Origin of the sequence: Pseudoxanthomonas winnipegensis, from assembly GCF_030322905.1 — a bacterium.
Taxonomy (GTDB): domain Bacteria; phylum Pseudomonadota; class Gammaproteobacteria; order Xanthomonadales; family Xanthomonadaceae; genus Pseudoxanthomonas_A; species Pseudoxanthomonas_A winnipegensis.
In genome coordinates this window covers 3,056,432-3,069,778 of sequence record NZ_CP095475.1, presented here as the reverse complement: position 1 = coordinate 3,069,778, position 13,347 = coordinate 3,056,432, and the positions used below count along the sequence as shown (strand labels likewise).

Annotated in this window: 16 protein-coding genes; 6 read left to right on the top strand and 10 right to left on the bottom strand. The window is 55.8% G+C overall.

The window, feature by feature from the left end:
• Nucleotides 1-141: 141 nt before the first annotated feature.
• Both MWN52_RS13595 and MWN52_RS13590 read right to left on the bottom strand, forming a co-directional pair.
• Entirely contained in the window at nucleotides 142-351 is a 210-nt protein-coding gene (locus MWN52_RS13595) for a hypothetical protein (protein ID WP_286575028.1), read from the bottom strand.
• A gap of 129 nt (nucleotides 352-480) precedes the next feature.
• Complete coding sequence (locus MWN52_RS13590) at nucleotides 481-723, bottom strand: hypothetical protein (protein ID WP_286575027.1); 243 nt, start codon at nucleotides 721-723, stop codon at nucleotides 481-483.
• 214 nt (nucleotides 724-937) lie between these two features.
• On the opposite strand from MWN52_RS13590, the gene MWN52_RS19665 reads away from it, so the two are divergent.
• Nucleotides 938-1,777, top strand: coding sequence for a MobA/MobL family protein (locus tag MWN52_RS19665; protein ID WP_425608038.1), 840 nt, complete (start codon nucleotides 938-940; stop codon nucleotides 1,775-1,777).
• 256 nt (nucleotides 1,778-2,033) lie between these two features.
• Here MWN52_RS19665 and MWN52_RS13580 read toward each other — a convergent pair whose 3' ends face one another.
• Nucleotides 2,034-2,426 carry a hypothetical protein gene (locus MWN52_RS13580; RefSeq protein WP_286575025.1) on the bottom strand — a complete coding sequence of 131 codons (393 nt, stop codon included), beginning with the start codon at nucleotides 2,424-2,426 and terminating at the stop codon, nucleotides 2,034-2,036.
• Between the two features lie 451 nt (nucleotides 2,427-2,877).
• Between MWN52_RS13580 and MWN52_RS19660 the strand changes: the two genes are divergently transcribed.
• Nucleotides 2,878-3,234 carry a helix-turn-helix domain-containing protein gene (locus tag MWN52_RS19660; RefSeq protein WP_425608037.1) on the top strand — a complete coding sequence of 119 codons (357 nt, stop codon included), beginning with the start codon at nucleotides 2,878-2,880 and terminating at the stop codon, nucleotides 3,232-3,234.
• Between the two features lie 14 nt (nucleotides 3,235-3,248).
• Here the strand turns inward: MWN52_RS19660 and MWN52_RS13570 are convergent, their stop codons facing one another.
• From MWN52_RS13570 to MWN52_RS13560, 3 genes are all read right to left on the bottom strand, one after another.
• Nucleotides 3,249-4,220, bottom strand: a complete 972-nt coding sequence (locus MWN52_RS13570; protein WP_286575023.1) for a hypothetical protein — start codon at nucleotides 4,218-4,220, stop codon at nucleotides 3,249-3,251.
• Between the two features lie 42 nt (nucleotides 4,221-4,262).
• Nucleotides 4,263-4,736 (bottom strand): hypothetical protein, encoded by a 474-nt coding sequence (locus MWN52_RS13565; RefSeq protein ID WP_286575022.1) that lies wholly within the window; start codon nucleotides 4,734-4,736, stop codon nucleotides 4,263-4,265.
• A gap of 374 nt (nucleotides 4,737-5,110) precedes the next feature.
• A complete protein-coding gene (locus MWN52_RS13560; protein WP_286575021.1) occupies nucleotides 5,111-5,761 on the bottom strand; it encodes a hypothetical protein in 651 nt (216 codons plus the stop codon).
• Nucleotides 5,762-6,159: 398 nt separating this feature from the next.
• Between MWN52_RS13560 and MWN52_RS13555 the strand changes: the two genes are divergently transcribed.
• Nucleotides 6,160-7,800, top strand: a complete 1,641-nt coding sequence (locus MWN52_RS13555) for a MobA/MobL family protein (RefSeq protein ID WP_286575020.1) — start codon at nucleotides 6,160-6,162, stop codon at nucleotides 7,798-7,800.
• Between the two features lie 51 nt (nucleotides 7,801-7,851).
• Here the strand turns inward: MWN52_RS13555 and MWN52_RS13550 are convergent, their stop codons facing one another.
• The 4 genes from MWN52_RS13550 to MWN52_RS13535 form a co-directional block, all read right to left on the bottom strand.
• Nucleotides 7,852-8,574 (bottom strand): hypothetical protein, encoded by a 723-nt coding sequence (locus MWN52_RS13550; protein ID WP_286575019.1) that lies wholly within the window; start codon nucleotides 8,572-8,574, stop codon nucleotides 7,852-7,854.
• Nucleotides 8,575-8,657: 83 nt separating this feature from the next.
• On the bottom strand, nucleotides 8,658-9,098 hold the full coding sequence (locus MWN52_RS13545; protein ID WP_286575018.1) for a ubiquitination-like system serine protease family protein: 441 nt from the start codon (nucleotides 9,096-9,098) through the stop codon (nucleotides 8,658-8,660).
• Nucleotides 9,095-10,279 (bottom strand): ThiF family adenylyltransferase, encoded by a 1,185-nt coding sequence (locus tag MWN52_RS13540; protein WP_286575017.1) that lies wholly within the window; start codon nucleotides 10,277-10,279, stop codon nucleotides 9,095-9,097. Before MWN52_RS13540 ends, MWN52_RS13545 begins: the two co-directional genes overlap by 4 nt.
• Complete coding sequence (locus MWN52_RS13535; RefSeq protein ID WP_286575016.1) at nucleotides 10,254-10,949, bottom strand: multiubiquitin domain-containing protein; 696 nt, start codon at nucleotides 10,947-10,949, stop codon at nucleotides 10,254-10,256. The genes MWN52_RS13540 and MWN52_RS13535 overlap by 26 nt, the downstream gene beginning before the upstream one ends.
• Nucleotides 10,950-11,095: 146 nt before the next feature.
• Between MWN52_RS13535 and MWN52_RS13530 the strand changes: the two genes are divergently transcribed.
• The 3 genes from MWN52_RS13530 (at nucleotide 11,096) to MWN52_RS13520 (ending at nucleotide 13,310) form a co-directional block, all read left to right on the top strand.
• Nucleotides 11,096-11,422, top strand: coding sequence for a helix-turn-helix domain-containing protein (locus MWN52_RS13530; RefSeq protein ID WP_286575015.1), 327 nt, complete (start codon nucleotides 11,096-11,098; stop codon nucleotides 11,420-11,422).
• 43 nt (nucleotides 11,423-11,465) lie between these two features.
• Nucleotides 11,466-12,338, top strand: coding sequence for an ImmA/IrrE family metallo-endopeptidase (locus MWN52_RS13525; protein WP_286575014.1), 873 nt, complete (start codon nucleotides 11,466-11,468; stop codon nucleotides 12,336-12,338).
• A 741-nt stretch (nucleotides 12,339-13,079) separates the two neighbouring features.
• Nucleotides 13,080-13,310 (top strand): hypothetical protein, encoded by a 231-nt coding sequence (locus MWN52_RS13520; RefSeq protein WP_286575013.1) that lies wholly within the window; start codon nucleotides 13,080-13,082, stop codon nucleotides 13,308-13,310.
• The last annotated feature ends 37 nt before the right edge of the window (nucleotides 13,311-13,347 follow it).

Genomic DNA, 13,347 nt, shown 5'->3' with positions numbered 1-13,347 from the left:
TTTAATCTGTCAATGCCTTTTAGATAAATTGCAAGAAAGATAGTGCGCCGATATTACTGTTTCTAAATTTTAGATTTTTGCAAGAAATTTCGTCAAAGCAAGCATTGGCAGGGCTCCTCCCGTGTTACTCAGTGAGAGAGATCATCTTTCCAGATCTTTTCTATTTGCAATCATCGTAAATAAGGAAGCGAAAGGAAAATCGCCTAGGCCAAGCTTCTTGGTTTCCTGCGGGCTTAAAATCGGACTGCGGATCGGCTTGATAAAGGAGATCATGATCTTTTGCAGGCGTCGCCCTTTGCGCTTGTTGAAGCGGCATTTCTTTAACTCTCGGCTGAGTTGGGTGTGGATCATGGGCTTAGGTTTAGTGCCAGGCTTTTTACCGTCAATGGCTACCTTTGCTTAGATGGCCTCGCCTTGTTAGCCTCCTCGGAGCTTGCGCGCTTGCGGAGGCCGAGGCGCTTTGTGCGCCTGGGCTCGGAATTAATGCAACCCTCGCCGTGCGAATATCTCTAATACGCGCGGAAGCGTAATAGCGCCTTCTATGAACTGTTCTAGCGTCGCCATTGAGCGGGCGCTGGGATAAGCACCCTCGATTTCAGCCTCTTCAATAAGAAGCTTGACAAGGCGCTGGCGCTTGGCCTTGGCTGACGAACTTTGCTCAATGGGTGATTGATAAAGCTCTTGGAAGAGCAAGGGGAGGGTATGGCTCGTCAGTGATTTCATGCTCGATTTCTAACAGGGAATCGCCACACGTCAAGCTGATTCCTTGTCGGAATCGACAGTTTGTCCCTGGTCGTAGGCGAAGAAGAGCCCGTCATGGGAACTAGGGAGTTGGCTTGACCGCCTGGATTGGATCTGAAAAGAATGAGCTATCAGGTCTTGCCAAGGAAAAGCTGGGCCTCTTAACAACTGGAACTCACCCACAAAGGAGCGTTCCATGTTGGTCCCCAACACTCACATACAAACTTATAGCCGAGCCAAAGGCGACAATGCCTTGGCCATTGCAGCATCACTCGGCGGTCTTTTACTGACTGATCCTAGGACTGGTCAAGGTCATGACTTTCGGGGCAGAGGCCATGTTGTTCGAGTGCGGATTATGATTCCTGAGAATGCGCCACCATGGGCCGACGACCCGCAAGCGCTCTGGCTCGCGGCTGAGCAAGCCGAAAAGCGTCGGGACAGCACCGTCGGGCGAAGCTTCCGGATCACCCTGCCGCGTGAGCTTGACTCAGGCGCGCAGTGGGACCTGGTTCTGGATGTCACCAAACGGCTGGTTGACCGCTACGGGTTCGCTGTTCAAATGAGCTACCACGTTCGACCCTGCGGAGAAGACGTTGAGGCATATGCCAATTTGCTCGCCACCACGCGCCGCATGGATGCTTGCGGCCTCACGGTCAAAACGCGTGTCTTGGATGGCCACATCAATGGCCGAGCCGAGATCGAGCAAGTGCGCGCTATGGTCGACGAAGAGATCTTTCGTCACCTCCATCAGGCCAACGTCCCCGATCAAAGCGCACAGCTGCCACGAAGCTTCCGAGATCAATTGATAGCTAGGCGCGGGGAAGGTCCACTGGGAGAGCCCAATGGCTTCGAAGCGCTGTTGCTTAACTACCGAGATCGCCTTCGTTCTCAGGCCAAATTGTCGTCAGAAGGCGCCGTCTCTGGTTTGGCGATGACGCAAGGCCTAGTGGCGTCGGTTGCCCCGCAGCTTCCCGCTGTTCAATGCACCAGCCCCCTTGTCACCGCGCAGTCTCAGGGACCGTCTCCGCCCACATAGTGGTTCGATTCCGTCTCCGTAAGGAGGCCAGCATTGCTGGCCTTGTTCAACCCCACGCTATTCCGCATCTCAGAGCACGTGTCGCAGGCTCTCTGCGCCATAGGGGGTAGGAAAAGTCCGATCGCTGTATCAGAGAACGTCGCAACACGCCCTAGGGGCTCGAACGCTAAGAGTCGCAATGAATGCTTGCAAGCGCCCGTTGTAGTGGTTTGATTGGGGGGAGGCCACGCTGCTTAGGCGACCCCGGTTCAATCGTTCAAAGCCTAAGCCGTTCGTTAACCGCTTGCCCCAGCAACTCATACCAGCGATTCATTTCCATCTCGTTTCCGAACTTGACTGTCCAAACGGGCGATTTGATATCTCGAACGCTAATCGTAAGAGTCCCTTCATGCTTTGAGTTGTGCCAATGCTTTTCCCAGGATCGCACATCTGTAAATGCGTAGGTGCTGACATCCTTTCCAGAGCGAAGCTTGATCGCAGAGCGTGCCGTCGAAAGTGCGATGTCAGTATTTTTGTAGCCGTGATAGCGCTGATAGTCCTCCTGGAACGCGACACTGGCGCGCCGCGTCCTGAGTGTTTTGCTCATGCCAAGCGCGATCAACGCCCCAGCGCCAAGCATGAAGAAAAACAGCAGGTTCCAAATCGTCATGAGCGATCCTTGATGAAAAGAAGGGAGGCGTGCTGGTGCTACTGGATGCGACCGGTGACCTTCCAGTCGCTTCCCAACTCGGCAAAGGTGTAGATGCCATCAAGCTCATGACCAAGATCACGACCTGCCGCTTCGACCCTGGCGCTGACATGGCATGCGTAAGTAGGGGCGCTCTGAGACTTGACGCATTTGCCGCTCTCAAAGTCCCTGACCTTTGCGTTGTCGCTGCCCTCCTCCTTCATGTAAGTCACAAACGCTCGCTGCCGTTGGTCTGAGGACGGGCCACCCCCTGAGCACGAGGCTAGGCCGACAAGAAGTGAGCAGATGAGCAAGAAGCGACAGGTCGACATGGCCGGATCCTAGTGGTGGGCTGCGGGCTTGCAGTGGTCCGAAATTTACGGTAAATGTAATTTACATTCAATGAAATTTACCGAACACGTAACTTACGTTCATGCTTGGCGGCATGAGCGCTCCTCCACTGTCCATCCGACTCTTGCTGGCCAAGCGTGTGCGTGAGCTTCGCAAGGCCGCTGGGTGGTCCCAAACGGAGCTTGGCGTGCGCATGGGATTCTCGGAAAGCAACAGTTCTGCCGTTCGGATCAGCCGCTACGAGTCAGGCGACAGCGCGCCAGGTCTTGACACCATCAAGCAGTTGGCTGCGGCGCTTGGGGTCTCGGCTTCATACCTGGTGGCTGAAACCGAGGAGCTAGCGGAGTGGATCCGGCACTTTGATGCCGCATCGGCTAAGGAGCGCAAAGCGCTCTTGGAGTCCATCGGAGCTAGGCGCGAGGGTGATAACGGGGACTAGTCCCAACTGAGCTATCAAAATCCATGGTTGCGATTGCGGGGCTTAGAAGCGGGATCGGGACTAGGCCCAAGGCCAGGTCCGTTCTTCGCGGCGCTGATAACTGCGGATAGATCTTGATTGCCCAATGCCAAGGTCAGCGGGGCGAAAGCTGCTGCCAAGCTTTCGTCAAGCGCCACCAGTGGCCCGAATTGTCCCCTGCTGTCGGTGACAATCACTGGCACAAGCGGCAGTAAGTTGGGAAGCTCGGCAATGGCCGCCTCCGGTGCCATGACTAGCCAGCCGGCTGTATCATCCCCAACCCCTGACTTCATCACATCTACGAAGGGTCTGGATTCGCCCGGCAAAGCGTAGGCGTTGACCCGCTCCCTTCCATCAAGTTCTTGTGCATAGACGCTGCCTAGGTGAGGCAGCGTGATGCAAGCAGGGGCCGACGGTTGATAGATGAGGTAATGCACGAAAAAGGCGGATCTCAACCTTCCCGCGATCTTGCCGGAATCCGTAAGTTCGAGCAGCTTCGTTGCATCTTCAATCGCTCGAGGCGCAACAGGCTTTCCCCGCGAGACCGAAAAGAGGCGATGGGCGGTCTCCGCTAAAACAAAGATCTGTGGGTCTCGTTCAGGGTCTTTGGGGATACGATTGAGGTCAGCCCGCCAGGACCCGCTGACGAACTCGCCGCGCTTGGCTTGAAAGATGGCCAGCCGTGCTGTGTTGTCATCAAGCAGCGTGAGTAGCGCGAAGTCAGCACCGCTTCCGGGTTCTGTTTTTTTCCTGTCAGCACCCTGATATTTGTCGTAAGAACCCCAGTAGATATTAGGTTCTGAGTGGCTGCCTACCGGCGAAAGCGCGGTTATGAGCGCGTGGGCAGTGGAGAGAGAGCCCAGCAAAGATCCGGTGAGTGTTTCTTCGTTCTCGGTCTGGGTGAGGCACAGGGCTTCGACGATTCCCGCCGCCGCTTCGAATGCTGCTCTTAGAGTCGAACTTGGCACCACCACCTCCTTGTATGGGTGAAAACAGAGCTTAACGGCAAATCAGGTTAGGACCCATCCTTTGTTTTCCAACGCGCGTGCTGCCAAGTAGTTGAAGCGCATGGAGCGGTCCTCGTTGGCCCACAGCCGAGCGAGCTTGGCTTTCCAAGTGCGCGGCAAATGGTCTGCGCCCGGAGGTGTGACATCAGCAAATAGATGATCAAGAAGCGGTGCTGGTTTGTGCCAGATGCGACACCGAAGTGCCTCAACCAACTCCTCACGGTGCATGGGCCCAGCCTTATCATAGGACTTCATGAAAAGACGGAAGCGCTCCCACTCAAAAATCAGAAGAGACGCGTATCCGAGCCAAGCAAGCCATAGCTCACCCAAGCTTCTATAACGCCGGCCATGAAAGGGAAGGCCCTGGCCTTGATCATCAAATTCTAAGAAAGAACCTTTGTCATCGGTGCCTTCAATGAATCGATAGCCGAGTGTGGAGAAATATTGATCTGTTTCAGTTCTATTCGGAATACGCATGATTGACCTCCCCATTAAACCTAACGTCGAAGTGAGGTCCGTCAAGGGTTGCTATGGAAGGCCGCTAAATTAGATGCCTACGGGGTCTGTCACTTCTCGTCATTTGGGCTTCACGCGCCGTGGATCGATCCCGGCGTAGTAACTCTTCTACGGGAGGGCTCAGGCCATGGCTACGAAAAAGACGAGCAGCAAGCGCACGCTCATTGAACCCAATGGGGACAAGCGCTACGTGCGCCGCGACGAGGGTGGGAAGTTCAAAGAGAGTGACGACGTAAGCCGCTCTCTTCGGCAAGATGTCAAGAAGCCTGCAAAGAAGACGGTCCCGAGCGGCCAGGGCGATAAGGGGGATCAGAAACGCAAGCCTAAGTAATGAATCAAGAGTGAGCTTTGCGCTCAGCTCGATCAGCGGCCAAGGCTAAAAGCCCTGCAACGCGTTCGAGCCGACCAGCAAGCACTGCCAGAACCAGCGCCCCGATCAAGAAGCCGAGGCTGCTGCTTTGGATAGCGAGCTTGAACCAAGTTGGGCTTGACCAAAATTGCGCTCTTTCGCCTGTGTCGAGCAAGCTCACTGCCGCAACGCCGATGGCCAAGAGCACAGTGGTCAGTCCCGCTCTTCGCGTGCGTTGCTTTGCTTCAAGGTCTAGATGCTTGCTGTGCTCTCTCAGAGCTTGCGGATCGCAGTAGGCGAGCTTCTCGATCCATCGCCGCTCGTTAGCAATGGCTTGATCAATCGCCTCACCATGGGGGGTAAAGCCCTGCCGCCAAGCCCTAAGCACTTCAAGGGCTTGCCAGATTGCCCAAACAATGGCGAGCACCAAAAGCCCCATCAAAGCCCACACAGCTCCCGTAAGTGCCCAAGCGTAGCGCTGACCCAGAAAGAGCAGTGCCGTCATCACCAGCCAAGCTAAAACACCTGTAATGCCAAAGAACTTGTCGCTGCCTTCAAGAAACTTGGGGGTCGGGCGTTTGACCGCTTCCAGCAGCGCGGCGGTGCTGGGGATGACGCAATATGTAGGTTCGTCCATGTGGAAGCTTCGGTTCGGAAATAACGTTACGCGGATCTTCTGATGCAAGAACATTCATTACTAGTTAATATTTGTGAAGTTTCTGTCGGTTTTTTTGAATCCGGCCATGACCTTCGCTAGAAGGCAGAAGTGTTAGCAAAAGCAAACGTCTAACTCAATTCTTCATCGTCGAAGAGTGCACTTATGGTTTTTGCGTTTTTCGCAAAAACCGTGCACTCGCCGGGCCGAGGGTTGGTCACTTGGGAGGCGACCTTGGGTAGCGCTGCTGCGGCCCAGAAACTGCCAAAGCTTGCCGTGAGAATGAGACATTTGGCTCACATCAGGCAATGTCGTCGTTTCTATTTACAGATCAAAGCTAAGCCCTTCCTTGAATGCTCCTCAATCCTCGGAGCTTCAAGATGGCGATCTATCACGCAACACTCAAATCTTTTTCGCGCGGCAAGGGCGACTCGTCGGTTGCCGCCGCTGCATATCGTGCGGGCCTCGATCTGCACGATGAGCGAACCGGCACACCGCATCGCTTTGCCAAGCGCAAAGGTGTGGTCTCTCACCACACAATCGGCCCCGACGACATGCCCCCCTGGTGTCTAGATCCGCAAGTTTTCTGGAATGCGAATGAGCAAAGCGAGGCTCGCGCCAATGCTCGCATCGCCCGGGAACTGCAAGTTGCGCTCCCTAGCAGCTTGGATGCGGGGCAGCGTGAAAAGCTTGCCTTAGATCTGGGGCAGCTTTTAGTTGATCGCTATGGTGCACTGGTCTTGGTGGCCATACACATGCCCACCCGGCAGGGCGATCAGCGCAACTTCCATGTCCATTTGCTCATGTCAGCACGGCAGGTGAGCGCAAAGGGTCTCGGCGAGCGAGCTGGCGCAGCCTTTGAGGCGCGCCAGGGCGGCGGGACGAGAGAGCTTCGGCAAGTTCGAAAAGCCGTGGGTGAGATCATCAATGCGCACCTCAAACGCGCCCATCGCTCAGAGCGTGTCGATCATCGAACACTTAAAGCACAAGCTCAGGAAGCTGCACGCCTAGGTGACCATAGCCGCGCACGGACACTGTCCCGTAAGCCGACCAAGCCGCTTGGCAAGGCGAAAGTAGCAATTCTGCGTAAGGCGCAAGTGCAAGCAGAACTTTACGGAACCGGGCTACCCACGGCGGACTTTGCCTTGACCGACTATGTACAACTTCGGGTGAGGCACGAGAGCCGGCAGGACCTCCACGATGTGCCCAAGAGTCACAGTCATGAGCAAGCCCTCAAAGATCTACATCGCGAACTCCATGGCCGCGCTGTTGCAGGGCGAGGTCGGGGAAGCCCTGCACATGCGGCCAAAGACAAGCTCAGGACATCCGCAACTGATTTAAGAGACTCCCAACCCAAAGCTTCCATCGCGCCGCAATACAGTGGCCTGACCCGAAGTCTAAGCAAAGTAGGGCGCATCACCCGAGCCTCAGGGCGAGAAGACGCCGAAGTTTTGAACAGCCAAGCCGAACTTATCGAACGGTGGCTTGAAGCGCAACGACAGGCTGCGCAAGACGCCTTAGAGCTGCTTCGATCCATCCCTGGTATCGCGATCGAAGCAGAGTTCCAGCAAGCACAGAGTGCGTTGCTCTATCGACGGGTCGATAGCTATCTATCAAAGCCTTTCCTATTTGAAGACACCGAGACGCTGGCGCAAACGATGAGCAAGTATGCGTATGTGCTAACACGCCCGCATCGCGCGCGGATGGATCTGTTGCAAGCCAAGATGGAGCTGTCATTGCATGACGATGAACCGCTCACGACCGCAGCAGCCAAAGCACGATTGGAAGTGGCGAAGGCAAAGGCACGACTGTCGGCTGGCGCTAAGCAGCGCCAGGAATGGCGCATTGTTGAGGCGAGGAAAGAGATGGTGGAAGCTACGCAGGCGTTGGAGAAGAAATTTTCGATGTCATCAGCAACGCCGGATGCGCCAAGCGCAGCTGACCCAGAGTCGGCAGAGCCCGCAGCACAGGCAAGCGGGCATTGGGAACTCAAATGGAAGACGCCTCGGCCCTCATTTTGAGGCAGGCTTGGGGCGGCGCATTGCGCCGCTCCTACTGCGCGGGCGATGTCACTATGAGTTGGGCGATGTCGCTCTGAGGGCGGACTTATCGGTGGGATCGGGCGCTCGCAATTCAATGTCGGTGCCGGGAATAATGCGAACCTGTTTCAGGTCCAGATCAAAGATGGCATAGCGTGATTCACTGGCGAAGATGACTTTCCCGCGAGCAAGACGTTGATCCTTTTGCCAAAGCTCCTGCCATTCTGCCTGCGGCATATCCTTGATCTGCGAAACCTCGCTAGCGAACTGTTCTCTACCGGCTCGCTCACCAACCAGTCCTGGCATGATTGAAGTGAGTAATCCAAAGATAAAAGTCATCCCTACGGCGTAGACGACTACAACGGATTGACCAAGGGACAGGCCGATGTTGCGAGCCCAGAGCGGAAGCTTGCCTAGCTTCTGCACCCACTCCGGTGGCTTCCGGGCGGGAATACGCATCATCAGAAGGAAAAATGCCAAAAGCAAGAAGGCCGCCAAGGCGACATACCAATGGATGGCTTTAAGGACATTCAAACCCTGGAACATAACTGCGTAATAGCCGTTGACAACCTTCCAATCCGCTTTTTGATCGAACAAACCCTCATCAATGCCCCAAAGATGAAGGTGGGTGACGTTGGTGACGTGTCCACAACCGTGGAAGAGCACGCCGACGATCGTCGCTGCTGCGGCGAAACCGCCTACCACCGTCGCCCATTGCACGAGTTGAGGAAGCGTCTGGGAAGATGTGTCACGCATGGTTTGATGATCCGATTCAAAATCAAAAAGGGCGGGATGGGACCTTGGCACCAGGAAAGAAGAGTCAAGCTCGATATGCTTGTTTAGCCTTGGAGCCATTGACCAAAACGCTCCTTCCAGGTCAGGGCCTTGGCGCGAGGCTGGGGTTCTTCGGCATGTTTAAGTGCCGACTGAGGTTTTCCGGGCGAGTAGTAGTTGTCTTTGGCGCGACGATCACGATCGCGTCCTGCTTGGATTTCTTCTGGTGTCATGTCGTAAGACCACTCCACCCGGCCTCCGGTGATCCAATAGTGAGATCGGCAGGGGAACTGCCAATTGCCAATGGATGGGTTCAGCGAGACGCCAACGCCGTCATAGATCAGCTTCCAATCAGTTGGCGAGAGGTTAGAAATGACTTCCTTGCCGCAGCCGCACGCGCAGGCATGGGCGGTGCAGGGGAAGCGCGTTGAAACATAGAGCACTCCCTCATCCAATGGACGAGGGAAGCTCTCAACGAAGCGATGCTGATAGTGATCGACCTTCATGCCGCACCCAGGGTCGAGGCCATTGAACTTGAATGCGTGGCGTAGGTCGTGAGGTAGCCGCCTTTTCGGGCCGAATAGTAACCACGGCGCTTCTTCCAGGCCTCAATAGCCAGGATGGCGTTGAGTGCATTGAGTTCGCCAATCTGGGCATTGGTGTTGTAAAGATCATCTTCACCGCCTTCGCCGAGCGGTAGCGTGGCTTTGGCGGCGTCCCAGTTGTCACCTTCAAGAACCGTGGTCCGAACAACGGCGTAGACCTCATTGGCAGCATTCAACTTAACGCCCATGCCAACATCGATCACGACCACGGCTGAGCCAGAGAGCGTGTTTGCGATCAACTCACGAACCGCCCCGCGATCAACACAGACGAAAACGGTGTCGTAGTTCAGAAGTGCCTGGACATTGGCCTCAGTGATCATGACGGCGTTCGGCCTGATACAGGTGTGGATCTCGCCGTAGACCTTGGCTAGATAGTTGACCTTGTACGGACCATCTTTCAAGACCGCCAGCGGGACTGCGCCCGGATAGCGAAAGGCATTGTGCTGTTCGAGTCGGTCCCCATCGAACAGATCAAGACAAGCCACAGGCGTTTTGCAGATGAGATCCAGGAGGTGTGCACCAGTTCCACCCAATCCAACGATTGCGATGCGCTGCCCCCGAAGCTTGGCAGTGGGCACCGAAAGCCCCGCACGTGGTGAAGCGCTGTCTTCGTAAGCGAAAACCGACTTCGGCTGAACCTCCACCGGGCTGGCGTGGGGCGTTGAAGTAGCACGGGGATCGACGGCTTGTGCATGGCCCAAGAGCAGTTTGGCGTAGGTCGACACCTGCTCGTAATAGCCGGAATAAAGACCACTCTTGGGCTTGGACGAGAAATAGTGATCAATCCAAAGCCCGGGCGCGCGCTCCATCCGGTTGCTGTTGTTGATGATCTTGTTCAGAGGCTGGCCGAACGAGTCACACGGCACTTGACCGGCAAACCATGCCGTGTGGTCAGGTGCTGTGTGAGCAACATCTGCTGTGAGGTGAAGTGCGATCACAAGCGTTCCTACTGCCACGGTCTTATCGACCGTGGCGTAGGCGATGCCCTTGACGAGCAGGTGGCTGTCCCGGATTTCCAGGTCATACCCCTCGTCGCGCAGGCGTTGGAGTTCCGGACTACGACTTATCAGTGAGGACGACATAGAATTCCATCTCCTGCTTGATGTGGACGGCCTGGTGTTCGAGCAAGTTGCCTGCGGGGTTCTCTGTCGGGCCTTGCGCATACGACACGGTGTAGGTGGTGTTGGCGTCCTGCGGGCCGGCTCCCGGATGCTCCAATCGCACCACATCCCAGTAGGACAGAACGCGCTTGTGAACGACTGCTTCCCGGGTGTTGACGAATACCTTGATGCTCAGCGGAGCGGTGAAGAAGCGCTCAATGCTGGGTTGGTCCAGATCGATGATGGCGTTGTCGGCGATCTGCTCGTCGGGCTTTTCGCCCCGATGCTCAATCCAGATATCCAGCTCGTCCGGCACGCGACCCACTTGGCGCAGGGTGGTCAGCGTGAGCGGGCCCGGCCAGGCGTATCGAGTGTCATCAAGGATGAAATACCTCACGCCATCGGTCTTGGCAGCGAAAAACTGCAAAGAAGAATGCCTTTGGGGGAGGGGGCAGACCTCGTCCAGCTCAATGACACTGGTCGGGCCATCTTCCGGCCAAAGCACGAGGGCATGGTCGATTTCAGGTCGCAGATGAGCGGCAGACAAGATCTGACGTCCCGTGGGGGTAAGATCGGCAATCGGAAACGCCTGACCGTTCACGACAACGGTCGATTGATCCGGAGGCTGGTGATGCTTCGCTTCAATGTTCATGTTGATGATGTCCTGTATGGAAGGATCAAATCGTTCGGTAAATCGAACGACATGCGCAGGCTGCACCTCCCCAGGGGTTCTGTCAAGCGATAGTTTTTTGTTCGTTTTAACGATAAGATGCGTGGCTAGCTGCGTTAGGAGTGCTCATGCCCTCGTTACTGGGTGAGAAAATTCGTGCCAAGAGGACCGCTATGGGCCTCAGTCTCGATGACTTGGCCAAGCGAACCGACACCAGCAAGGGCTACATCTGGGAGCTTGAAAATCGGGACAAGCCCAATCCGTCCATCGACAAGCTGAACAAGATCGCTGTGGCACTGGGGCTGACGACTGAGTTCCTGCTGGGCACCCAAGGCGACAGTGTGGAAGCTTCTGTGGATGTGGCAGATCAGGCGTTCTTTCGTAACTACCAAGCGATGAGTCCTGTGGCCAAGGAAAAGCTCCGAAAGATGATGGAGATCCTCGACGGCGAGTAGCGAGAGATAGGGCATGGAGAAGCCAGTTCCGCCTAAACGCCCGATGGCTGAGGCCAACAGCCTCACCCTGTTGCTTGACCAGGTATTTGGAGCCGACCGCTTTCCCGTGGATGTCCAGGCGCTCGCGCTTGATTACTCGAAAGAGCGGTTTGGTCAAGAGCGAATCGCTAAGATCGCGGCGATGGATATCCCAGGCTTCGAAGGTGTCCTAAAAGCCAGAAGAGACGGTCAATGGGCGATTGGCTACAACAGCCAGCAATCGCCTGGGCGCGTTCGTTTCACCCTGGCACATGAGTTCGGCCACTACATGTTGCATAGACAGCTCCAAAGCGCCTTTCAGTGCACATCCAAAGATGTCTACGATTGGGAGTCTGCGGAGCGCAAGATAGAGACGGACGCCGATCTATTCGCGTCTTATCTGTTGATGCCGTTGAACGACTTCCGTCAGCAGGTTCAGGGGCATGCGGGACAGATCGACATGCTGCGCCACTGTGCTGATCGCTATGGCGTGTCGATCATGGCAGCGGCCTTGAAGTGGATCGAGATTGCGCCCAAACGTGCAGTTGTGGTCGTAGCACGGGATGGCTTTGTGCACTGGGCGCGATCGAACACTGCGGCGCGCAAATCCGGCTTGCTTCTTGCGGCAAAGAAGAACCTCATCGAGGTCCCCGGGGGGTCATTGCTCGCTCGGTCCGACGAGTCGGACTCAGGGCTTACCCAAAAGCAAAGCGCCAAGCTTTGGTTCCCCAGGGAGCCTGCGGGCATGGAGCTTGTTGAGCATATCCATGTAGTGGAGAGGGGCTGGCCTTATACCCTCGGGTTGCTGCTACTTCCGGACGCCATCCCGCGTTGGGAGCGCCGAGACGAGGAAGAAGAAGGCCTTGCGCCATTGAGCCAGCCAACGCGTTGGCGCTAAGCCTTGGGTCGCTTCACCTGTGCAGTGATATGACCGAAGCCATTGTTGTAGCTTGCCCTGAAAAGCAAAGGGCCGCCCGATGGCAGCCATTTACTTCTTTTGCGTCCCAACTGCCAAAGGCCCATCCAAGGAGAGGCTGGTCTAAAGCCGGGCTGGTCGCGACGGTTTACCGCACTCGTGAAGATCTTAGATCCGGCAAGTCGCTAGGGCAGTGGTTTCCGCCTATTTAAGGTATCGATCCAGAACAAGTGCCTCACAGAGGCGTTCGAGGGGAGCAAAGCTCCGCCCAGCTGTAAGTTCGGATCTGATGGCTCGGAACTCCGAATCCAGTCAATTGGTGAACCAAGCCTGGCTCATCCTCGGGCGTGTAGACCGCCAAGTGGAAGTTTGCTTCGCGCATCGATGGGCTCCGAAGTATGGCTTCAAAGTAGGGCGCGTTGACATCGACCAATAAATGGCCCAGCAGATAGAACTTTTGAACCGACGAAAGTCCATAGAGGAGGCGGGGTGGACTTGGATGATCGTGTCAGGCGGCTTGAAGTTGCTGTCGAAGTGGCCGTCCAAGATGTCATGCGCCTCGACCAAGCGCGTAGTAGTTCGACACTGGCCTGATCATCGCTGTTTCCGAGGCGATGTGGTCGTCGGGGTTCAATGTGGATTTCTTGACTTTCGACCCATGGCTGATAGAATTTGTCAAGACTAATTTTTTCAGGTTTCAGATTGACTACTAAGAAGCCCCGCATGATGGCTTTCATGGCGGCGCCGAACGCGCCGAAAGAGGTTGGCGCGCCCAAGAAAGGCGATGCCAATGCTGTGAACGCTCGGCGCCCAGCCCGGCAGCTGCGTGCCAAACTGCGTTTGCCTAAGGGGGCATATCCGCAGGATAAGGGTTTACCGAGTCAGAAGATGCTCAACATCATCGGCGAGAAAATTCCGCAAGATGTGGACATGTCAGACTGGGAGTCGCTCTGATCTATGCGTCAACCAAGGATGGGTTCCCGAAGAGCAA